19 protein-coding genes are annotated in these 22,343 nt (G+C 37.4%); 3 read left to right on the top strand and 16 right to left on the bottom strand.

Features of this window, described 5'->3' with window-relative positions; genetic code table 11:
* Positions 1–3: 3 nt before the first annotated feature.
* The 9 genes from L654_RS0120120 to L654_RS0120165 form a co-directional block, all read right to left on the bottom strand.
* Positions 4–450 (bottom strand): Hsp20 family protein, encoded by a 447-nt coding sequence (locus L654_RS0120120; RefSeq protein WP_007585496.1) that lies wholly within the window; start codon positions 448–450, stop codon positions 4–6.
* A gap of 229 nt (positions 451–679) precedes the next feature.
* Positions 680–1,210, bottom strand: coding sequence for a peroxiredoxin-like family protein (locus L654_RS0120125; RefSeq protein WP_007585494.1), 531 nt, complete (start codon positions 1,208–1,210; stop codon positions 680–682).
* A 112-nt stretch (positions 1,211–1,322) separates the two neighbouring features.
* Positions 1,323–2,720 carry a sigma-54 dependent transcriptional regulator gene (locus L654_RS0120130; protein WP_080671250.1) on the bottom strand — a complete coding sequence of 466 codons (1,398 nt, stop codon included), beginning with the start codon at positions 2,718–2,720 and terminating at the stop codon, positions 1,323–1,325.
* A gap of 9 nt (positions 2,721–2,729) precedes the next feature.
* Positions 2,730–3,104 (bottom strand): Hpt domain-containing protein, encoded by a 375-nt coding sequence (locus L654_RS0120135; RefSeq protein ID WP_024591627.1) that lies wholly within the window; start codon positions 3,102–3,104, stop codon positions 2,730–2,732.
* A 108-nt stretch (positions 3,105–3,212) separates the two neighbouring features.
* Complete coding sequence (locus tag L654_RS0120140; RefSeq protein ID WP_225305785.1) at positions 3,213–4,025, bottom strand: EAL domain-containing protein; 813 nt, start codon at positions 4,023–4,025, stop codon at positions 3,213–3,215.
* Between the two features lie 427 nt (positions 4,026–4,452).
* Complete coding sequence (locus L654_RS0120145) at positions 4,453–4,743, bottom strand: hypothetical protein (protein WP_024591629.1); 291 nt, start codon at positions 4,741–4,743, stop codon at positions 4,453–4,455.
* A gap of 336 nt (positions 4,744–5,079) precedes the next feature.
* Positions 5,080–7,890 carry a PAS domain-containing hybrid sensor histidine kinase/response regulator gene (locus L654_RS0120155; RefSeq protein ID WP_024608890.1) on the bottom strand — a complete coding sequence of 937 codons (2,811 nt, stop codon included), beginning with the start codon at positions 7,888–7,890 and terminating at the stop codon, positions 5,080–5,082.
* Complete coding sequence (locus L654_RS0120160; RefSeq protein ID WP_024608891.1) at positions 7,883–8,491, bottom strand: isochorismatase family cysteine hydrolase; 609 nt, start codon at positions 8,489–8,491, stop codon at positions 7,883–7,885. Before L654_RS0120160 ends, L654_RS0120155 begins: the two co-directional genes overlap by 8 nt.
* A 22-nt stretch (positions 8,492–8,513) precedes the next feature.
* Complete coding sequence (locus L654_RS0120165; protein ID WP_024608892.1) at positions 8,514–9,551, bottom strand: response regulator; 1,038 nt, start codon at positions 9,549–9,551, stop codon at positions 8,514–8,516.
* A 257-nt stretch (positions 9,552–9,808) separates the two neighbouring features.
* Between L654_RS0120165 and L654_RS0120170 the strand changes: the two genes are divergently transcribed.
* On the top strand, positions 9,809–10,072 hold the full coding sequence (locus tag L654_RS0120170; protein WP_007585470.1) for a GrxA family glutaredoxin: 264 nt from the start codon (positions 9,809–9,811) through the stop codon (positions 10,070–10,072).
* A 160-nt stretch (positions 10,073–10,232) separates the two neighbouring features.
* Complete coding sequence (locus L654_RS0120175) at positions 10,233–12,098, top strand: DEAD/DEAH box helicase (RefSeq protein WP_007585469.1); 1,866 nt, start codon at positions 10,233–10,235, stop codon at positions 12,096–12,098.
* Positions 12,099–12,987: 889 nt separating this feature from the next.
* Here the strand turns inward: L654_RS0120175 and L654_RS0120185 are convergent.
* The 7 genes from L654_RS0120185 to L654_RS0120215 all read right to left on the bottom strand — a co-directional run bounded on the left by L654_RS0120185 (position 12,988) and on the right by L654_RS0120215 (position 19,932).
* Positions 12,988–14,541 (bottom strand): AbgT family transporter, encoded by a 1,554-nt coding sequence (locus L654_RS0120185; RefSeq protein WP_024608893.1) that lies wholly within the window; start codon positions 14,539–14,541, stop codon positions 12,988–12,990.
* 144 nt (positions 14,542–14,685) lie between these two features.
* Positions 14,686–14,961 (bottom strand): YfcL family protein, encoded by a 276-nt coding sequence (locus L654_RS0120190; RefSeq protein WP_002962183.1) that lies wholly within the window; start codon positions 14,959–14,961, stop codon positions 14,686–14,688.
* A complete protein-coding gene (locus L654_RS0120195; protein ID WP_024593901.1) occupies positions 14,958–16,121 on the bottom strand; it encodes an ATP-NAD kinase family protein in 1,164 nt (387 codons plus the stop codon). The genes L654_RS0120190 and L654_RS0120195 overlap by 4 nt, the downstream gene beginning before the upstream one ends.
* Positions 16,111–16,665, bottom strand: a complete 555-nt coding sequence (locus L654_RS0120200; protein ID WP_024608894.1) for an elongation factor P hydroxylase — start codon at positions 16,663–16,665, stop codon at positions 16,111–16,113. The genes L654_RS0120195 and L654_RS0120200 overlap by 11 nt, the downstream gene beginning before the upstream one ends.
* 101 nt (positions 16,666–16,766) lie before the next feature.
* On the bottom strand, positions 16,767–17,414 hold the full coding sequence (locus L654_RS0120205; RefSeq protein WP_024608895.1) for a glutathione S-transferase family protein: 648 nt from the start codon (positions 17,412–17,414) through the stop codon (positions 16,767–16,769).
* A 106-nt stretch (positions 17,415–17,520) separates the two neighbouring features.
* Positions 17,521–17,880 carry a DUF4112 domain-containing protein gene (locus tag L654_RS0120210; protein ID WP_024608896.1) on the bottom strand — a complete coding sequence of 120 codons (360 nt, stop codon included), beginning with the start codon at positions 17,878–17,880 and terminating at the stop codon, positions 17,521–17,523.
* 51 nt (positions 17,881–17,931) lie between these two features.
* Entirely contained in the window at positions 17,932–19,932 is a 2,001-nt protein-coding gene (locus L654_RS0120215; protein WP_024608897.1) for a winged helix-turn-helix domain-containing protein, read from the bottom strand.
* Between the two features lie 489 nt (positions 19,933–20,421).
* Between L654_RS0120215 and L654_RS0120220 the strand changes: the two genes are divergently transcribed.
* Positions 20,422–22,062 carry a fused MFS/spermidine synthase gene (locus tag L654_RS0120220; RefSeq protein ID WP_225305786.1) on the top strand — a complete coding sequence of 547 codons (1,641 nt, stop codon included), beginning with the start codon at positions 20,422–20,424 and terminating at the stop codon, positions 22,060–22,062.
* Positions 22,063–22,343: the final 281 nt, after the last annotated feature.

A 22,343-nucleotide genomic window follows, 5' to 3' on the forward strand; every position in this document is an offset into this window, starting at 1 on the left:
AGACTATTTACCTTCTATTAGATTGCTATTACCAATTTCTATTTTACGTGGTTTAAGTGCTTCAGGAATTTCACGCTGTAACTCTATGCTCAATAAGCCGTTAGCTAAATCGGCACCAAGTACTTTTACATGGTCTCCAAGCTGAAACTTACGTTCAAAGTTACGCTCTGCTATACCTTGATGAATAAACTTACGTTCATTATTTTCATCTTTATTAGCTTTAATACCTGCAACTTTTAATGTGTTGTTTTCTGACTCAATGGTCAATTCACTATCACTAAAACCGGCAACGGCCATAGTGATTCTGTATTTGTCTTTATCGAGTGCTTCTATATTGTAAGGAGGAAAACTCGGCTGCTTGTCTGTATTAGCTGCCGCATCCATAAGTGATGCTAAATGTTCGAAGCCGATAAATGAACGATAAAGTGGTGATAAGTCTACTGTACGCATAATAATATCCTCATATTTAAGCGATATTTTGCATGTGCTTTTCTATTGAACAAGCTCAAGCAAAGTTTAATTAATAATATAAATTTCAATTGTTTAAGTTTAATGTAGGACCCATCAGGCGTCCTACTTAACTATATATGGACGGTAAAATTGTTTTCAAGTAAATTTATTAAAAATAAATAAAAAAGGCACTGAAGAGTGCCTTTTTTGAAACCATGTAAAATGAATACTATTTAATAAATGTGCCCCGGATTGGATAGTCGTTTTCTCTTGAAAACTTAATCCCACCTAGCAGTTGCTCTAAATCAGGACGAACAAACGGGCTGTTTGATATATCGACCATTTGAAGCTGATTTTTTTCATTAAGCACATAAATCCCTGGTTCAGCAAATGGATGATCAGTTTCTGCACCACTGCGAGGCTCGCTAATATGTAGCCCTAAATCAGTCATTTGTTCGATTGTTAAACCATAGTAAATTGGGAAGTTAATATCTATTTTTTCAAGATGTTTATTAAGCTGCTCATGGCTATCACCACTTACTGCAACCACTTCAACTCCAGCCTCTTTAAAGTCTTTATGAACTTTAGCAAGCTCGTTGAGTTGCGCAGTACATTTAGGGCAGTGCTGGCCTCGATAAACAACAATCATTTTCCACGGAGAGTCACTTATTCTGTCAACTAAATCTACCTTTTTCTCATCAACATCACTCACTACTAGTGATGGCATAATATCCGCAGGTTTTAAACTAGTGTTACTCATTGCGATCTCCTTTTACTATTTCAGATTAAAAATTAATTTTGCTCTTACACATAGAGTTTAGGGTAACTTTTATTAATTCAACCTAAAATTGCAATTAAAATCTATTAAAGCTTTAAGACCATCCCTTTATTTTTCTATAAATGGTAGATGCACTTACCCCTAAATAAGCAGCAGCAAGAGGAATGTTGTCTTCGCAGCTTTTGATTGCGTTTTCAATAGCCCTTTTTTCAACTTGCCATAATGGTTCTATATCGTGAACCGACATAGGAGATAATTGAACACTCTGATCGTTTGTATTGTGAATTGACTTAGCTGAGCTTGAGTGTTTTACAGCGCCTAGACCAAATGAATTTGGTAGCATATCTCTTTCTATTACATCGCCATCATTAATAACGACTGTATTTTCAATTACATTTTGCAGTTCGCGTATATTTCCTGGCCAATCGTAATTACAAAAAAGCGCCTTAACTTCATCAGAAAAGCCAATAAAATGTTTAGCGTTGCTATCGCTTTTTTGTTTTAAAATATACTCAGCGAGCAGTAAAATATCGTTTCCGCGCTCCCTTAAAGGCGGGAGCTTTACGGGGATAACATTTAAACGATAATATAAATCTTCTCTAAAGCGCCCCTCTGCTACCTCTATTATTGGATTTCTGTTGGTTGCACATACCAAGCGAACATCGCTGTGTAATACCTCGCTGCTACCAACCTTGCTAAATATGCCAGTTTGTAAAAAGCGCAATAACTTAGCTTGTAAGTTAAGCTCCATTTCACATAGTTCATCTAGAAATAACGTACCGCCGTTGGCCACTTCAACTGCGCCCTTACGATCGCTTAAAGCGCCACTAAATGCCCCTTTAACATGCCCAAAAAATTCAGACTCAAATAATTCAACAGGGATCGCAGCACAGTTTATAGCAATAAACGGCCCTTTATTTCGGGGACTTGCATCATGAAGAGTTTGTGCACAAACTTCTTTACCGGTTCCACTTTCACCTGTAATAAATACGCATGCTTTGCTTCTAGCTGCACTATCTAGCAATCTAAAAACGGTTTTCATTGCGAGAGATTCACCAACAAAATCTTGGCTTTTATCACTGCTTTCAACCAAAGGTTGTACTTTAGTTTGCTCTTTGGGTGTTAACGCACTTTCTACTGAGCTAATAAGTCGCTGACTTGTGAAGGGTTTTTCTAAAAAGTCAAAGCCACCTAAACGCATAGCTTCCACTGCAATATCAATAGAACTATTTGAGGTGATCATGACTACATTAGCAGGATTTTTTTGTTTATTTACAAATTGTAAAACTTCAAGCCCACTTATATCAGGCAAACATACGTCTTGTACTATCACCGCAGGCATTTTTTCTTTAATACCGACCAACGCAGAATACCCATCTGCGAAATGCTTACATTCAAAACCTACTTGCTCTAGCTGACTTGCGTACAAAGCACCACTTGCGATGCTATCTTCAACTATATAAACAAGACCTTTACCCATTATATCTGACACGGCTTTCTCCTAGATAGCTATACTCTTACTCATTATTTGATATGCATCTCGGGTTTTATCCAAGTTATGCTTAATAACAAGCGCTGCGTGCAAATTTTCTTCTGTGGTTGGTGGTGGTGAATCGTGTAACTGTGTTGCCAATGCAGCTAAAGGAGCGGCTCCATATAAAGCAGCCGAGTTTTTCAAAACATGCATTATTTCTCTAATTTTTATAATATCTGCATTACTAATTGCCGTATCTAATTGGTTAGCCATAGTAACTAATTCATCGATAAATAAGTTTACTAATCGAGCTAAAACGCTTATTCCAACATCCTTTTCAAGTTGAATTAAAACGTTTAGCTCAGTAATACTTTTATCGATAAACTGCTCTGATATAGGCATAGATAACCTTTGTGTAAGTTAAAGCTTCGTACACTAATAAAATGTAAGAGTTGTAGTTTAAGAGTAATTTATTTTTTGCATTTTGCAAATCAAAATGAATATAAACAATTACAGAGCCCAGGTATCAATACTTTTTGTTAATGTTTGCGGTTTATCGAGCAAGTACCCCTGAGCAATATCACAACCAAGTTGTTCTAATATTTGTAATTGCTCATTCTCTTCAATGCCTTCTGCTACAGTTTGTAAGCCCAATCGCTGAGCCATCGCAATAATTGCACTACATAACGTAAAGTCTTCATTATTAGTTGCAATACCACTTACAAAACTGCGATCAATTTTTAAACCATCAATATCAAATTGACGAAGTAGACCTAAAGACGCGTACCCAGTGCCAAAATCATCAATCCACACCTTTACGCCTTCTTTATGGAAGTTTTCAAACGCCTTAGCTATTTTATCAGGACTATGAATGAGCGCTGTTTCCGTTAGTTCTACTTTGATGGCCTCTGGTGGTATTTGGTGCTTTTCTAGCAAAGCCATTACTTTTGAAAACACATCACCATCTAAAATTTGTACCGGTGAAATATTTAAAGAAACAGCAATATCTGTCATACCAAAATGTCGCATCTGTTTTAGATCAGACAAACATTGCTCAAAAATCCAGTCACCTAATTCTAAAATCATTCCCGATTGCTCTACATGCGGGATAAACTCATCAGGGCCAACAATGCCAAAGCGCGGTGATTGGCACCTTACTAGCGACTCAAAGCCGACCAACTTTCCCGTTCCTAATGATACAAGCGGTTGATAAACCATTTTAAAATAATTATTTTGCATTGAATCAGACATGATTCTTTCTAACTCATGCCATCTTGCGAGATTGACTGGGCTTTCCGATTCTAGGTATTTAAACGCACTCATGATTTTGCTCCGTTTTTCACTCTTAGTGACTTATTATAATGAGTAGCAATTTACAGGCCATTTTAAATGTGGAAAAATAGAAATAAAAACCAATAGATTCAGGCGGTTAAATTGGAAGGTTAAAAGATTTTAGTTCTCCCACTTTATTCGCATTTTGCAATTCAGTTTGCTATGCACCTAAATTGGCAAATGAGCGCTTAATCGAGCCTATAAAACACAGATAAGCCAGTTAATAGCTGCTACTAAAGCTAGTGTTAGCAATTGTAGGTGAGAAAAGAGAAAGCTTTGATAAAACTCTGTCTAAGTTAAGCACAATCTAAATTTAAAAGCATATAGCTAATTTTATAGGGAGGGATAGAAAGTTAAAACGGTGGTAGGAACATAAAAAAACGCAGGCAACTATAAATAGTTACCTGCGCAAAAGTCTCTAGTTTGAAAGAGTGTCATTATTTTCGTTTTTAGGAGCAGTTACATGTTGTGCATAGTTAGTATTTTGCGAGTCAAATGTATTACTCATCAACTGTGCGTTTTCAACATCAGCTTGTGTAAAAGTAATTGGCTGTATATCTGCCAACGGTTCAATCGAATCGCTACCTCGTAAAACTGTAATACCTATTATTAAAGTGGCAACAAGCAAAATAGACAAAACCATAATTTCAGGTGTTAGTACCCAATTGTTACCTTTAGGCTGTTGTTTAGCTTTTGTGTTTGTTTGCATTTTGCACCCCTTAAAATTTAACTAAATTCGTCTTGATTTGATATTTAATATGTTGCGAAAGCCGTGCCAACTAAACAAAAACAAACGAAAGATAAAATAAACAACAAAATCAAAGTATTAAAAAAATTAAAAATGTAATTTAGAATCCAAAAATAATTCGTAACGTTGTATTTTTATTTTGAATTGCAATTTGCGAATCAAATTGAAAAACCATAATAAAAACACTCATTAAATACTAAAAAATAAATTTAACTTACTCCTAAAATACTAGGTTAATTTCTTCGTTTATCAAGTTTTATGCAACACAAACCCACTTTTTATATTGTTCTTCATTGCTCAGCTCAGCTTTTCCCACACTTGCGCTAAACGAGAGAGCTTTAAATGTTTAGATTCAATAACCTGCTCTGGGGCATATTTATCAAGCAATAAATAAAGTGTCTCACTTACAATTGGCTTAGCTAAGTAATCATTCATCCCCGCTTCTATAAATCGCTCTTTATCACCATGAATTGCATTTGCTGTGAGCGCTATTATAGGGGTGACTATACCTAACTTTCTGATTGCTTTAGTTGCAGAAATCCCATCGAGTATTGGCATTTGGATATCCATAAAAATAATATCAAGTTTATTGTTTTTAGCCTTGGTTATTGCCTCTTGCCCATCACTAGCAATATGTACCCGACAGCCTTTTTGCTCTAAAAACTGCCTTATTACTATTTGATTATTAGTATTATCTTCAGCAACCAATACATTGGTCCCATTCAACTGAGTTAACCCTGAAGGGCTTTCTAAGGCTTCTTTTTGTTCACGATTAGTAAATATAATATCTAAATGAAATAACTGCTCTTCCAATAAACTAATTGCTCGCGGTACATGCGATACTTTAAAAGGGCCATTTAACCTAAGCTCTCTGTCGTTAAGATTTTGCGGTAATAAGTTTTCACCTAGTAAGTCTAGGATAAGTAAACACGGTGAATTAAGGGAGTTATATGTATTTATACACTCGCGTGTTTGGGCTAGCGTTGGAGGATCAGTTAATACAATTGCATCAGGAAAACTATCATACTCAGGGATATCTGGGCATATTTCATAGTGCTCAAAAGCGATAGAAAACCGAGTGAGTGTGTGCTCCAACGCGGTTTTTAAAATTTGGTTATGTCCTACAATCCATACTCTTGGCTTTTTACTTCGTGCTGCAAACCCCTCTCGCAATATTGAGTCGGTTGTGTCTATTTGTAACGGGTAATTAACGATAAACTCACTCCCTTTATTGAGCTCAGAGTTAACCGAAATATCTCCCCCTACTACATCACAAATTTGCTTACATATAGCAAGGCCTAAGCCACTACCACCATGTTTTCGGGTAATTGAATTATCTGATTGAATAAAAGGCATAAACATACTTTCTATTTTATTTTTTGCGATTCCCATTCCAGTGTCTTTTACTGATAAATGAAGATTTAAATTATTGGCTCCAATGTAAGTACATCTAACGGTCACCGTTATTACGCCTTGCTGAGTAAACTTAATCGCATTGGCTAATAAATTAATGGCTATTTGCCTTATACGTGCATGATCACCAATTACTTGAGCGGGGACATCAGGATAAAAATCAAAAACAACCTCAAGCCCTTTTTGCAAAGCGCTTTGGGAAATTATATCTATTGCTTCTTCAATACACGTATCAATACTAAATGGCTGATTATCGAGTGTTATAGCTTGTGCTTCAAAACGCGAATACGTTAATACATCATCCAATACACTCAGTAATGCATCAGAGCTTGTTTTAATCATTTGTGTGTAACGCATTTGCTCAGAAGTTAAACCGGTATGATGCAAAATATCTGCAGAGCCAATAACGGCATTTAATGGCGTGCGAATTTCATGGCTAATATTTGCCATAAATCGGCTTTTAGACTCAGCTAATGTTTCTGCCTGATGTTTAGCTTCAAGCAATATTTGCTCGCTTTCAATACGTTCTTGTATATCAACAAGTGTTGCGGCAATAGATAACAAATCGCTTTCGTAGCCACCCACAATGGGAGTAAGTGTCATTTCAACCCAATTATTTATCCCTTGTGCATTAATCAAACGTATATCAAAGCGACGTATATCACGCTTACCATGTTTATAATCAAGCAAAGTGCTACTAATTTTTTCTACATCTTCTTTTGCTATAAACTTAATTATAGGTAAGCCAAGGCTCTCATCTACATTGCTGTGTAAGACGCGTTGCCATGCTTGATTTATAAATAATAGGTTGCCAAATGTATCAAGGCGTAAAACAATATCAGGAATATTATCTACGACAGAGTGATAGTTATATTCTATCTCTGCCATTGCTTGTTCAGCTTTAACTCGCTGCGTGATATTAGTTTCTATAGCGATAAAGTGCTTTACTTGACCTTCATCATCTCGCACTGGGTTTGCATCAATAGCAACCCAATAAATATTACCGTTTTTATCGTAATTTGTAGTTTCAACTTGAAAAGGAAGTCCATTTTTTACGGCATGAGACATAACCTTACGGCTTTTTTCACATGTTTTTGGCCCTTGCAGTAATTGACCAGGGCTAGTGCCTATAACCTCATCACAGGTGTAACCTGTAAGTACTTCAAAACTATTGTTAACCCACTCAATTACGCCAAATTTATCTGTAATTATTACTAAGTTATTTGTATGGCTCGCAACAAGCGATAAGCGTTTTACATATTTTTGTTGTTGTGTGAGCAATAATTGAGAATCTTTATGACGTTGAATGTCATAGAACGAGCCTATAAAGCCGCTTTTTTCATCATAAACTAACCTTAACTCAAACCAGTTCATCAGCCCGATATTGCTTTTAATTTGTATTTCTACACTGGGTGCCTTCTTTCCTTCTAGCAAACAACAGCTGTATGCGACAAAATGCATAATATCATCGCAATTCATTAACTTAGTAATATTGGAGCCAATTAATGAATCGGTTGAGTAACCTAACTTCTTCTCCCAAGCTTCATTAATATAAGTAAAATTCAAATGTTTATCACACTCAAAAATACACTCATCTAAAATAGCTAATAGCTTTGCTTGACGTCGATTACTATTGGAAAGTTTTTCAACTAGTGCATATTGGATTTGAACTTGTAGCTCATCATTATTATTCATGATCTCTCCAATACTTTATAAAAGTATTACTCTGACAAACTCGTGCATAAAGAAGGGAAACCTTTTCACGGTAGAATGCTTGTTCAAAAGAAGTGCGTCTCGGTGTGCAGTCACTTAAAATAGTGGCATTAGAACCACGTGCAACAGCAGTGCGCACAGTTGAATCAATACAGATAGAAGACACAGTACCCGCTAAAATTATATTAGTGGCCCCATGTTTTTTGATGTTTTCGGCTAAACCTATATGTGTAAAAGCATTTAAACTTCTTTTCCCAAATACCACCTCTATAATATTACTAAAAAGGTCTAGCTGCTTAATGGTTTGAGCACCGTACGAACCTGCTTTAAATGCCCCCACCGCAATGACTTTTAATATACCAATCGGATTTTTAAGCTCGCTATAGTTTTGCGTAAAGTGAATGGGTGTATTAATAACTAAAGCAAATTGCTCTGCGCAGAAGGTCAATAAATAGAGTGTATTTTCCCCCACGCCAGTAATTCTTGATGACTCTTCAACCTCGTCATACAAAATGCCTTTTGGCAAAAAGTAATTGTTTTGAAAACCAATTAAAATAGGTGCTGTCTTAGAGAAATCATCCATAACTCTCTCCTTATTAATCAATTTAAGAGGCTAACTGCCAAGGTTTAATAAATTTCTCAAGTACCGCTTTTGTCACTGGCTTCTGTAAATAGTGAGTAATTCCTTTATCAAACAACTCAGCTATTTGCTCATCGCCTGTTAACCCCGTTAAAATAACTTTAGGAGTATTGTTATTAGGTGTATTTTGCCTAACTAATTGCTGCGCCACATCGCTACCAAACATTCCTGGCATACGCTCATCTAAAAGTAGCAAGTCAAATGGTTCATTTTGAGCAAGCGTTAATGCACTGGCACCATTTTCTGCACACGTTACTAAGCAGCCCAGCATTTCAAGCATTACTTTTGTAGCAATTTGGCTCGGTAAGCTGTCGTCTGCTACTAATACCGATAAACGTGTTTGTGTGTGAAATGTTGTTAAAATAGTAATTAAGTCGGTATCAAAAAATGGCCAGCCTAATATTTTTTTAGATAGTTTATGAGCTTGGCTCAGCTCGTAAATGTCGTTAATAGAGCACAACTTTATGTGTGTATTTAAGCTGTCACTATTTAATTTATCAATTAATGCGTTACCACTAAGATGGCGTAAATCCTCTAGCTGTGCAGACTCTCTAAGCGTGCTATTAAATAATTTAAAATTTAAACCAAAACGATCGTGAGTATTAGCTGACATTTTTAAACAGCTTTTGAGTAACGCTTCGCAATCAGTTAAAACGTCTACATTTTGTCTAACATCAAGCGCTAAACTAACAGACTCTTTAGTTGCTAAGAGCCCGTGAAAATCCAACGTGTTTACTTGTTCAGAATCATCAATCTGATAGTGAATACTAACTCCCTGAATATTTGCTTCGAGGTTAAGTAAAAAGCACTGCTTTACTGCTGCTAGCGCCGGAGTAAGAAACGCCTCGCATTGTGCAATCGTTTGCTCTGGCGGCATTTGCAAACAAACGTAGTTACATTGCAACTTGTTGATTAAGGTAATAGAGAATTTTTGACTTTGGGTTTCACAATATTTACCTATTACCCCTTGGATAATTTCTAAAACGTGACTATTAATATTCATAAAGCATTCTCGTTAACCCAATGTATAGCTCTACATCATCAAGTTATGTGCCATAAATTAATTCTTGTAAACACACTTGCATTCATAGACTTAAGTATTAGACAAACAGGGCTCTGGTTTTTCATTCGCATTTTGCAAATCATATTGCTATGCATAATATGATTTATGCTTTTATTAGAATGGTGCAATCGATTTTTTTCTCTTTAAATAATTTTCCATTCATTTAAACTGATATTAATCAAATTGAGGAGAAAGCTATGTTAACCGTAATTTTTGGCCGTGAAGGCTGTCCATTTTGTGTTCGTGCGAAAGATGTTGCTGAGCAATTATCAAATGAACGTGATGACTTTAAATTTCGTTACATCGACATAATTAAAGAAGGCATTAGTAAAGCCGACCTTGAAAAGTCAGCGGGTAAGCCTTGCCCTACTGTTCCACAAATTTTTGTAGACCAAAATCACATTGGTGGATTTACAGAATTTGAAGCTTATGCAAAAGAAAACCTAGGCTTGTATAAATAAGCTTTGTATTAAATATGTTAACCAGTTTAATAAACCCTATATTGAGCTGGTTAAATTTCGACCAACATCAAACACATACAAATTAGTTTCAATTTATACAAGCATTTGCCTCGCGAATCCTATATAATGCGCGCCTCTTTAAATTCGTTGAGGCGTATTAATGTCAGAACCAGTCACGTTTGAATCTCTAAATCTTTCTCCTGCAATTTTGAAGGCAGTTGAAGAGTTGGGTTACAAGACACCATCTGAAATCCAAGCTCAATGTATACCGTTATTGCTAGAAAGAAAGGACGTACTGGGACTAGCTCAAACGGGTACAGGTAAAACCGCAGCATTTGCACTGCCATTACTAAATAATATTGACCCGTCTGTGAAACAGCCACAGATCCTTGTACTCACACCAACACGTGAGCTTGCGATCCAAGTTGCTGAGGCATTCGAACAATATGCTAAACATGTTCGTGGTATTGAAGTATTGGCACTATATGGTGGCCAAAGCTACAGTATCCAATTAAGCGCACTTCGTCGTGGCGCTCAGGTTATTGTTGCAACTCCAGGTCGTTTAATCGATCACATTAACCGTGGCACTATCAAGTTTGATGCTCTACAAGCACTTGTACTTGATGAAGCCGATGAAATGTTACGTATGGGCTTTATCGATGATGTAGAAAGCATCATGGAAAAAACACCGCGCGAAAAGCAAACATGTCTTTTCTCTGCGACTATGCCTAAGCAAATTCAAAACATCAGCAGCAAGTATATGAACAATCCTGAACAGGTTCATATTTCTGCGCGTAACTCTACAGTATCATCTGTTGAGCAAGTGTTTTGGAATGCAAGCGTACATAAAAATAAAGCTATTGTTCGCTTCTTAGAAGCTGAACAGTATGAAGGTGCTATTGTTTTCGTACGTACGCGTAACGATACAGTACAACTTGCTGAGTTATTAGAGCGCGAAGGTTTCTCTGCTGCTCCACTTAATGGTGATATGAACCAGCAAGCACGTGAACGCACTGTAGAACGCTTAAAAAGCGGCATGCTAAATGTTGTTATTGCAACAGACGTTGCTGCTCGTGGTCTAGATGTTGACCGCTTAAGCTTAGTTATCAACTACGATATACCACAAGATTCTGAAGCCTACGTTCACCGTATCGGCCGTACAGGTCGTGCTGGTCGTACTGGTAAAGCAATTTTATTCGTAAAACATAACGAACGTTATTTACTTAAAAATATCATTCGTCATACGAAGTCTGAAATTGCACAAGTTGAATTACCAACTGCAAAAATCGTTGAAGAAAAACGTATTGAAGCGTTACAAGCAAAATTAACTATTGCGCTTGAAAACAAAGATATTACATTCTTTAACGAGATAGCTACTAACATGGCTGAAAAACTTGAACTTCCTCTTGAAAGCTTAGCGGGTGCGTTACTGTGTTTAGCACAGCAACAGTCTCCAATTAAAGTTGAAGAAGTTAAGATTCAACCTCGTGAACGTAACGAGCGTAACGATCGCAACCCACGTAGTAACGACCGCAATGATCGCGGTGGTGACCGTGGACGTCGTAACGAACGTGGCGGCGAACGTGGTGGTGAACGCGCTGAGCGTAAACCTCGCGAACGTAACAGTCGTGATGCAGGTCCTATGGATACTTACCGTATCGAAGTAGGTCGTGAACACGGTGTTCAGGTTAAGAACATTGTTGGTGCTATAGCTAACGAAGCTGACATCTCAAGCAAGTTTATTGGTGATATTCGTTTACACGACAATCACAGTACGGTTCAATTACCGCAAAACATGCCTAAAGATGTACTTGATCATTTCCAAAAAGTGTTTATTTGTAAACGTCCTATGGGCTTAACAATTACACAAGATCAAGGCCCTGCTGAGCCACGTGCAGAACGCTCTGAGCGTCCAGCTGGTGACAAAAAGCGCACCTTTAGTAAAGATAAAGACGATAGCCAACGCGGTGATAAGCGTACTGGCCCTCGTAAAGAACGTCGCCCAGTAAGCTTCACAGCTAAATAAGCAACGACTCTTTAATAAAAAAACCTTGCCACGAAAGTGACAAGGTTTTTTTGTTTTTATGCTGCTGCCACAGTGAATACAAAGTAAACCTTCGCGTCAATTCAATAGCAGCTTGAGATAGTTTTTTTAGCTTGAGTTCGGGTTACTTAATGCCTAAAAATATATTCCTCTGATTTTTAAAATAACAAAAATTCTGTAAACTAAACAAAGGCTATAGTTCACGGATGAATTAAAAATTGAAAAAGATTTACGACAACTTGCTCTTTGTAGCAATAATACTCTCCATTTTATTATGCATCACTATTCATACTTTAATGGACTTTACAGATCCACCATTCATCTCAAATGAGCTATACGACGTTGTTTTCTTTATAGCCCTCCCTATTATCTGTTGCGCACTATTTATCTATTTAAATATACTTATATTCAATAAATACAAACGCTGCAGTAAATATAGAGAATCACTTAAATACAATTTTTCAGATACAAAAATGAAATTGGTACCCATTATCCCCTTTATTAATCTATGGAATACTCTATATTTTTATCTCTGATCCTATTAAATTATGGGCTTACTACACACAAGGCGACTATTGGTATAAAGAATACATCCTGACCGATGTACAAGAGTGTGGCACTGAGTATGAAGATAGCTGTACTCGTTTATACTTCAAAGACCCTAAAACGAATAAGATTCATGATTTTAGGTGGTATGACGATAAGTCTACAATAATGAACAACAAAAATGATTATGTGTATATTGTTGGAGAGGCCAGTTTATTTGGCTATATAGTGAGAGATTTAGAAAGGTAACTTAGACTTACTTTTACATTACAGGACTTTTATTTAAAAACCTCACTCAAGTGAGTGAGGTTCATAAAGGTTTAGGTTAAGGCAATGCTGGATAAATGTAGCTTGCATCTAAACCTAAAGGAATACCAAGTGCCCAATAACCTAATAAAAAGATACTCCAGCCAATCATAAAGGCGATTGAGTACGGCAGCATAATAGCAATTAAAGTGCCTATACCGGTGCCTTTGACATACTTTTGACAGTACACTACCACTAATGGGAAGTATGGCATTAACGGTGTAATAATATTAGAGCTTGAGTCACCTACACGATAAGCGGCTTGAGTTAAGTCTGGTGAAATGCCAAGTTGCATTAACATCGGTACAAAAATAGGGCCAAGTAATGCCCATTTTGCTGAACTTGAACCTACAAACAAGTTAACAAAGCCTGTTAAAAAGATAATGCCCACAACCGTTACTGCACTTGGCAATTCCATTGCCTTTAATAACTGCGCGCCTTCGATTGCGAGTAATGCACCTAAATTTGATTTACTAAATGCAGCAATAAATAGCGAACAGAAAAATGCCATAACAATATAATATGCCATGCCGCTCATCGCTTTACTCATAGCATCTATCATATCTTTAGAGGTTTTAAATGTGCCTACGGTAAAGCCATATACCGCGCCGGGTATCCAAAATAATAAAAAGATTAACGGTACAATAGATTGCATTAATGGCGAGCTAAAATTAGTTAATGAGCCATCGCTACTGCGCATTGCAGAATCGTCTGGGGCAGAGACAAATGCTAATAACGCAAGTCCTGCAATCATCACGGTACTGGCTATATAAAAGGCACGTTTTTCATCACTACGTGCATCTTCAAATACAGGTAAATCCTCTTTAGCACCATCAACTGCTGTTTTTTGTAAACGTGGTTCAATAATTTTATCGGTAATGTACCAGCCCAATGCCACAATAAATAAGCTAGATGCTGAAGCAAATGCCCAGTTATTTAACGGGTTAATTGTCATTGCAGGATTAATTATTTGCGCCGCACTTTGGGTAAAGCTTTGTAGTAATGGATCAATCCCTGATGGAATAAAGTTAGCCCCAAAACCACCACTGACTCCTGCAAATGCCGCTGCAATACCCGCAAGCGGATGGCGTCCTGCAGCATAAAATATAACACCGGCAAGTGGAATAACTAATACATAACCTGCGTCAGTAGCGGTATGGCTAACAATGGCCACTAAGATGATTGAAGGCGTTAAAAGCTTTTTAGGAGTAACTTTAAGCATTAACTTAAGGCCAGTATTAATAAAGCCCGAATGCTCAGCAACACCTACACCTAACATAGCTACTAAAACGACACCTAAGGGAGCGAAGCCGGTAAAGGTTTTTACCATAGAGGATAAAAAGGTAGCGAGCGAATCACTTGCCAGCATATTATTAATAATAATCGCTTCACCGGTACGTGGATCTATTGCATCAAAGCTTACACCTGAAAACCACCACGACAAAAACCAAATTAATAACATTGCAAACAGAAATATTACGGCTGGATCTGGAAGCTTATTGCCAACCCGCTCAACAAAATTTAAAAAACGCGCAACAACCCCTGAAGGTAAAGCGTCTTGATTATTATTCATTCTTATCGTTCCTAAAATTTATTTTTAGTAACAATATCGCATAAAAACAAAACAGTAAATTAACATAAAAATCAGCTTTGAAAGTTTTGGGCACAAAAAAACACGATAGTGATAAACAAATCGTGTTTTTTGTATCACTTACTTTTAAGCGAGGGCTTTAACTTCTTCCCACAAGCGTGCAACTAATGTCTTATCTTCTTCGTTAAGCTCACCATTACGATACGCTTTAACTAAGCTCTGCTCTACAGTTTCGTTTAGTTCATCTATACTGATTGTCAGCTTTTCTACTTCGGCATAACCAACTGCAAGATCAAAATGACCTCGTAAATAGCCGCCTGCAAATAACTCATCGTCAGTTGCTTTTATTACTAAATCATCGAAGTACTGCTGGGCTGCATCGATATAGTTCACTAAACTCATTTATTAATCTCCTGGTTTTGCAAAGCACCTGTATTTTCAAGGTTTTGGTGCCCTACTGCATACATAATATGGTCGTTAAATCCGGTGGTTACTTTAATATAACCCGTTAATTCATCATCTAATTCGCCATCGCCGGTGTCACAAATAAGGGGGCGACCATTAAGCGCTTGTAGTTTTGTTTTAGTTGCTACTACAATAATGTTTTCTTTGCCAATTGCACGTATAAGCGCAGGGCTCAATTGCTGATTACCACGGCCAAATATATGCCCTTGCCCGCCAATGAGCGTAATGACTAACTTAGTACTTTGATCATGTGTAAGCTCAAGCAATTGCTTAGCCGTTAAATCTTGGGCAACTAAGGTTTGATCTTTTATTAAATCAACACCAAGTAACGTATTTTCAAGACCCATTTCTTCCATTATGGCCTCAACCGTTGAGCCGCTACCCATTATATAAAATGTGTCTTCATCCATTTGCGATACAACATGCGCTGCAATGTCGGCAAGTACGAGTTCGTCGGTTTCTTTACCGCCATTTTTAACCGCTTGCATATAGCGTACTTCGCTAGGTGTTTGCATTTCGCCGTAGCGCTTTGCTTTTACTGTGCCTTGTCTGAAAGCATCTTCATCTATATCCATTACATCTGCATCAGCTAAGGTAACTAACTCACCTTTAACCAGCATTTCGACTACGCGCCCTGCTGCTTTGGGTGTAATGGCGTATACACCAGAATGAATTTTACAGCCTGCAGGAATACCAAGTACGGGAATGGTATCTTCGATTGCATGGCAAATATTACGCGCTGTACCATCGCCTCCAGCAAATAAAACTAAATCAACACCAAAGTCTTTAAGTACTTTTGCTGCTTGTTCTGTGTCATCTGGGGTTGTTATTACTTCAGAGTTGTATACAACCTCTACATTAAAGCCCAAGGCTTTTGCTGTTTGCTCACCCATGTCACCGTTAACGGTGTAAATGGTTAAGCGCTCTTTATAAGGCAATAGCACTTCAAGCGCTGCTTTTGTACGGCTATTTGCTTTGGGTTCTGCACCTAATTCGATTGCTTTAGCGGCTGTGTGTGCGCCATCACTACCTTTTAAAGCAACTGTTCCGCCTAAACCCGCTACTGGGTTTACAATTAAACCTAATTTAAACGCCATTACAAAGCTCCTTCGGATGTTGCCAATTAAATTGCTGCACTGTTAATGGCCACTGTGTATTATAAAAATCAGAGAGTGCTTTTAAAAGTGACTCTGTACGAGAGTTAAAGCCATTTTCGATTAGCGATAACACCTGTGCATGTACTCGCTGCTGAAAATCAAACCGACACGTTTGCTCGCCGTTTAAGTTATCCACCGACACATTAAAATTAAACCCTGCTGCGGTGCTTAATAACCACTCTATAGCTTGGGGCTTTACTTCTACGTTTTCAAACTCAGCTTGTTTTTGTTTGTCGCGCCCGTCTGGGCAGTACCAATAGCCGTAATCTTCTAATAACCGACGTGCATCACCGGCCACCAGCCAGTGTGCTATTTCATGTAATGCACTGGCATAAAAACCATGCGCAAATACAACTTGGTGATATGGCACCTGCTCTGTTGCTGGTAAATACACAGGTTCAAAATCGCCTTTTATCAGACATGTATTATGACTTTGATAAAAAGTGCGTTCAAAAATTGAAATTAGATCAGCTATTTGATGCATAAAAATTGATTAATTCGTCTCGGTTACAGCGCAATATTAGCGCACTAAAAACGAGACGAATTGTACGGGCTTTTACCTTTAAAGTAAAAGTGGTGAGGGTGTCAAACGTCTTTTCCTGCTTCGTCGCAGTCTACTATGTCGGTTTCGGTTAATGCCTGAGTGATCCATCCTTGCAATACTGGGCAGCGCATAACAAAGTCACAATATTGCTGCGCCTCTGGCGATAACGTAATTTGATAGGTTTTTAAGCGCAGTACAACAGGCACATACATGGCATCAGCAATACTAAAGTCACCAAAAAACCACTCATTTGGAAACACATCTTGTTGCTGTGCAAATATCTCGTCTATACGGGCTATGTCTTTCAGTGCTTCGCTCGATAGGTCTACTTTACGGGTTGCTCTTATATTCATTGGCATTTCGTTACGCAGTGCCATAAAGCCTGAATGCATTTCAGCGCTTAGTGCACGCGCTTTAGCTCTTTGGGTAATATATTTTGGCCATGCAGCGCCTGATAAGTAAGCATCGTTAATATATTCACAAATTGCTAGCGAATCCCATACCTGTAAATCGCCATCAATTAACGCTGGAACTTTTTGTACAGCAAAGGTCTTTTTTAGTTCATTGTAAAAGTCGGGGGTGTCGAGTACCAGCTGGGTTTCACTAAACTCAACATCAAATTTACTCATTAAATACCATGCGCGTAATGACCAGCTAGAGTAGTTTTTATTACCGATAAATAATTGCATATTGTAGATACCAAAGTGAATAGACGCTCCTACCTTACTAGGTGATTTAACAACCAACAACATTTTGTTTAAAGTCTCTTTGCTAACTGTTACTTAAAGCTATTAATTACTCACTCAACTGCTTGTTTAAATGCTTTTTTAATAGTTGTGTATTACGCGTGTTAGCTTTAAAAAAGGCATCAAAAATATCACCAAAAAATGGCACTAAACCGCCCACAAAGTCTATGAGCATATTGATAATCATCTTAGTCTTTATACGTTTACTCACACCTAAACGCTGGGCTTCTATAAGTACATAACTTGATAAAATTAGCCCTGCGGCATCACCTATAACGGGAATTAAACCAATCACAGCCTCCAAACCTATATTAAATTTAGTAAAAGGAATGCCAATGCTGCTATCAGTTAACTTACTGAATCGCTCTAGTCTTGCGAGTATTGCTTTTTGTTTAGCGCTATTATTCATAAAATCTCACTTTAATAATCATAAATTAACCCTACTCATTCATTAAAGCTGTTAATTTAAGCGTACTAAGGTACGTATTCTTTTAGGCTCTGTTAAATAAAGAAACTGCTGAAAGTCATGAGATGCGTTTATTAACATCTCCCCATCATCTTTGCCTTTAAAGATCGCCTTACTCCTTCCTGTATTAAAGTCTATTTCATTCATCTCATACCCGTCTTTATCTGCAAGTGTTACTGTCATAACCGTTTCGTGAACGGCCAAACCAATAATCTCTTTTGTTGGTGATTCCCAAATAATTTCTAACTCATTTTTTTCGTTAAGCCTAAATACTTGTTTATCATTAGAAAAGTAAACCAGATCCTGTTCATCAATATCCATTGCATAACACGCCAAGCGCTTTCCTGAACCTGTATAAGGTGTTAATTCAAGCGTCTCTAAATCAAATTTAGCAGGGTGAAAAGTAACACCGTCTGCAGCGCGATAAGAAACTAAAATAGCAGCTTCGTGGTGATACATTTCTCGTAGATAAAATGAATGGTAGGAATGAGGAATACTCTGAAAGCTTTCTTCTTCTAGATTAATTCTAAATAGTGTATTTTTACTGGCAGTGATCACTTCCTCACCGTCTTTTGACCACACTATACCAAATAATTCTTCATTGTTTGGGTTAGAAAAAATCAGCGTTTGCGTCCCATTCTCATACAAAAATAATTGCTTTGTACCAAATCGGTGAGATTCAAATACAAATTTAGACGAATCGGGAGAGTAAACCGGTAAAAAGTCGACTGAAGAGGTATCTACAAGCGTTTCGAATTGCGTTGGCTCTTGACGAGTTGAGCGGATAATATCCACATCAACCTTTACTAACTCCATTAAAATGTCGTTACCTGACAACGAGAAATGCGCGTCTCTAATAATGTGGTAGTTATTAAACGCCAACTTAGTCAGGTGACCCTGTAAATTTAATAGCTGAAGTTGATGTTTATTACTAATCAATAATTGTTGTGCATTGGGGTGCCAGCTCAACCCCTGCACTCCATCTTCAACCGTTGCTAATGTTTTAGTCGAGCTTGTTTCAATATCGAACAAATCAATTCTGTATTGGTTTTGACCAGATTCAGAAGCTAGAGCAATATACTGCTGGCTCGGTGATAATGCATGTAACATCATCCAATCTTGCCCAGCAGCTTCCTTAACAACACGTTTTACTTGGGTTGTTAAATCAATTGTACTTAGTTGAGTATGATTATCGCTTTGGCGTTTTTCAATGAAATAAATATTATTGTTATTCGCCCACTCTAACTGCTGGCTCGTAACCTTAAAGTCTTTAAAAGTATAAATTGTTCTATAGTTTGCAGATTGTAATGTCAGCTTGTCTAAAGTGAAATACCCCAATGTTTGGGTATCATCCTGATTCACAAATGCGATTTCACTGTCATCACTGCTCCACCCTAGGCTGTGATAGGTTGATTGCTTTTGTGTTAATTTAACTTCTTTTCCTGAGCGTAAGTTTTTTAACCAAATAGCTTGCTTTGACTTATCACCACGCACAAAGGCTATATATTCACCATTATGTGACAAAGAAGTGCTCGATTCATTTTCTTCACTCGAAGAAATAGGCATCAATTTAGTAAAACGTGTCTTTACCTGAGGTGTATCGGGGTAAAGCCAACTTGCGATCCCACCCAGTGTAACCATTAAAATTACCAACACTGATAAGTATATACACTTGGGTTTATTAAGCTGAGCAACGTCTACCTCAAGGCTATAGCCTCGTTTAGGGTGAGTAATAATATACCGTGGATTTTTTGAATCTTCACCCAATGCTTTTCTAAGCAATGCAATACAGCGCTGCACATAGCTGGGGCTAAATGTAGCATTTGGCCATACGGCTGAAAAAATTTGTTCTTGGCTAACCACAGTGCCCCGATGTGAATACATATATTGCAATACATCCATGACTTTGGGTTCAACGACTTGCTCTGTGTCAGCTGATGATATTTTACAGCGGCTTACATCTATAGCAAATTCCCCTATTACAAAACGGCCCACTGACTACTCCAATAAATTACTATAAATCATATATTAAGGTTTTCTTAAGAGAAACTCTAGGGTAATTCCATTGCTGCTTAATCTGTTATCCGTAATGCTGATCGCATTATTCATTAACAATTAAAATCCATGCTTCGTATCTTATTTATCTTAACCATTTTTGTTAGCGCCTTTTTGCTATTTCAAATTCAACCTATGTTATCTAAAGAGCTGTTACCTCGATTTGGGGGCGGGGCATCGGTGTGGTCTGCCAGTCTATTTTTTTATCAAACTGTTTTATTGCTTGGCTATTTTTATGCACACTTTTTAAGTCGTTATCCACTAAAAAAACAAATAGTAATCCATATTTCGCTCGTTGTTTTAGCAAGTTTAATTAGCCTTAACAAGTTCCAAGTTAATTTTACTTTAACCCCCAACTGGTCAGTGATGGTAAACTTGCTGAATCAAATTGGCTTAGTATTTATGTTGCTAAGTGCCACAAGTGTGCTTATGCAACGATGGTACATAGAGCGCGGTGAAAATACAGTGCCTTATCATTGGTATTCGGTTTCTAACCTAGGCTCTTTATTGGCTTTAATAAGCTACCCAATTATATTTGAGGTGTTTTTTTCACTGCAGCAACAAAAAAATTACTGGCAAATAGGGCTGCTTATCTACTGCATGCTATTAATCTGTTTAGCTTATAAGCTATTGAGCATGAGCACCAAAAAAAATAAATCACCGTTACCGCTTACAAAAAAAATGTCAAAAAAACCAAATGTACTTTGGATTATTTTATCCGCGACAAGCTCAATCATGTTAATTGCGACAACACAAATGATCAGCACTAATATCCCACCAATGCCACTTGTATGGGTCGTGCCGCTTGCTATCTATTTAGTGACTTTTAGCTATACGTTTGCCAGTAAAAACAACTATAACCGTTCTGTTTGGGTATATGCTTTTATATTAAGCGCGTTTGCAGGGTTGATAATGTACTTTTTAGGGAGCCAATTTAACGCTGTTTCACAAATTATAATTTATAGCTTTATTTTATTTACTGGCTGCATGATTTGCCACGGTGAACTTAGAGAACTTGCACCACAAAGCACATTGCTAACACACTTTTACCTGTATATTGCTTTAGGTGGCGCGCTTGGCAGCTTATTTACCACGTTACTTGCTCCGGTGTTATTTGAACAAATGACCGAATATATAGTCAGCTTGGCAGTACTACTTACTCTCATTAGCTACATTCAAATAACTAAATTAAAAAAAATAAATACGCTGCTAATCGGCGCGTCAGCTCTGTGGTGTGGCTGTTATCTCGTTCTTTATTTTAGTTTCAATCAATATAACGTTGCATCACAAAGAAATTTTTATGGCTACCTCACAGTAAAAGATATCAATACTGCAGAACTTGCGCAAAGACGTTTAATTGATGGCACCACAATTCATGGTTCGCAGCCTTTGCATGGTCAAAATTCACTCACTAACAGTTACTATCATCAGCACACTGGCGTAGCTAAGTCGCTCGCGATACTTAAAAGCCAAGAAAACCTCAGCATGGGAGTCGTAGGATTAGGTGCAGGAGTATTGGCTAGCCTGGCTGACAAGCACGATACAGTCCATTTTTATGAGCTAAACCCCGCAGTATACAAAATGGCTAATACGTATTTTGATTATCTTAAAAACAGCCCAGCTAAAGTAAATGTAACCATTGGTGATGGCAGAGTTTCATTAGTAAACGAGCTTAAAAACAATGCCCCTTTAATGAATGCCTTGGTTATTGATGCATTTTCAAGTGATGTAATTCCCGCCCACCTATTAACTCAGGAAGCGTTTGAGCTTTACTGGCAACGATTAAGTGAAAACGGTATTTTAGTTATCCATATATCAAATAACCATATAGATTTACTACCAGTGCTCCAAGCGCATAGTACTAACTTTGCAAAAGCATTAATAAAATTTAAACATAATTCAACAAAGCTCACCGCTTTAAGTTCGGAGTGGGTTGTGTTAACAAGTAATCAACTATTTTTAGATGCTATTAAGGTAAGTGATTTATCGCCGATGAAATCCTATCCAAAAACTGAGTTAGTACATTGGACGGATCAAAAAAATAGCTCATTACCGCTATTAAAATTTTAAGCTAAACTTGGGGGTACAGCCCCCTTAAAAATATAAAAACCACTTCGTATTTAAGTTATATCCCCCTCTTAATGACAGCAACAATATTGGTTTCTGTATTTGATTCAGTTACCTAGTACTGTAACACCGAGCAAGCAACCACATAATCCGATAAAACAAGAGTTAGTGAAATAATCACTGCAAATTTTTAATAGTCACAAAACTTGATTTATAAAAGAGTAAACGTAAAAAAGCACGATATAAAACCGTGCTCTAATACACTAAACCACTCAGTTTAATTT

Origin of the sequence: Pseudoalteromonas sp. TAB23, assembly GCF_000498075.1 — a bacterium.
Taxonomy (GTDB): Bacteria; Pseudomonadota; Gammaproteobacteria; order Enterobacterales; family Alteromonadaceae; genus Pseudoalteromonas; species Pseudoalteromonas arctica.

Coding starts and splice junctions, on each gene's coding strand:
- L654_RS0120165 (WP_024608892.1), bottom strand. CDS start 9,551: ATGAATATTAATAGTCACGTTTTAGAAATTATCCAAGGGGTAATAGGT.
- L654_RS0120160 (WP_024608891.1), bottom strand. CDS start 8,491: ATGGATGATTTCTCTAAGACAGCACCTATTTTAATTGGTTTTCAAAAC.
- L654_RS0120195 (WP_024593901.1), bottom strand. CDS start 16,121: ATGGCGTTTAAATTAGGTTTAATTGTAAACCCAGTAGCGGGTTTAGGC.
- L654_RS0120190 (WP_002962183.1), bottom strand. CDS start 14,961: ATGAGTTTAGTGAACTATATCGATGCAGCCCAGCAGTACTTCGATGAT.
- L654_RS0120200 (WP_024608894.1), bottom strand. CDS start 16,665: ATGCATCAAATAGCTGATCTAATTTCAATTTTTGAACGCACTTTTTAT.
- L654_RS0120145 (WP_024591629.1), bottom strand. CDS start 4,743: ATGCAAACAAACACAAAAGCTAAACAACAGCCTAAAGGTAACAATTGG.
- L654_RS0120185 (WP_024608893.1), bottom strand. CDS start 14,541: ATGAATAATAATCAAGACGCTTTACCTTCAGGGGTTGTTGCGCGTTTT.
- L654_RS0120205 (WP_024608895.1), bottom strand. CDS start 17,414: ATGCAATTATTTATCGGTAATAAAAACTACTCTAGCTGGTCATTACGC.
- L654_RS0120210 (WP_024608896.1), bottom strand. CDS start 17,880: ATGAATAATAGCGCTAAACAAAAAGCAATACTCGCAAGACTAGAGCGA.
- L654_RS0120120 (WP_007585496.1), bottom strand. CDS start 450: ATGCGTACAGTAGACTTATCACCACTTTATCGTTCATTTATCGGCTTC.
- L654_RS0120125 (WP_007585494.1), bottom strand. CDS start 1,210: ATGAGTAACACTAGTTTAAAACCTGCGGATATTATGCCATCACTAGTA.
- L654_RS0120135 (WP_024591627.1), bottom strand. CDS start 3,104: ATGCCTATATCAGAGCAGTTTATCGATAAAAGTATTACTGAGCTAAAC.
- L654_RS0120155 (WP_024608890.1), bottom strand. CDS start 7,890: ATGAATAATAATGATGAGCTACAAGTTCAAATCCAATATGCACTAGTT.
- L654_RS0120140 (WP_225305785.1), bottom strand. CDS start 4,025: ATGAGTGCGTTTAAATACCTAGAATCGGAAAGCCCAGTCAATCTCGCA.
- L654_RS0120220 (WP_225305786.1), top strand. CDS start 20,422: ATGCAACGATGGTACATAGAGCGCGGTGAAAATACAGTGCCTTATCAT.
- L654_RS0120175 (WP_007585469.1), top strand. CDS start 10,233: ATGTCAGAACCAGTCACGTTTGAATCTCTAAATCTTTCTCCTGCAATT.
- L654_RS0120170 (WP_007585470.1), top strand. CDS start 9,809: ATGTTAACCGTAATTTTTGGCCGTGAAGGCTGTCCATTTTGTGTTCGT.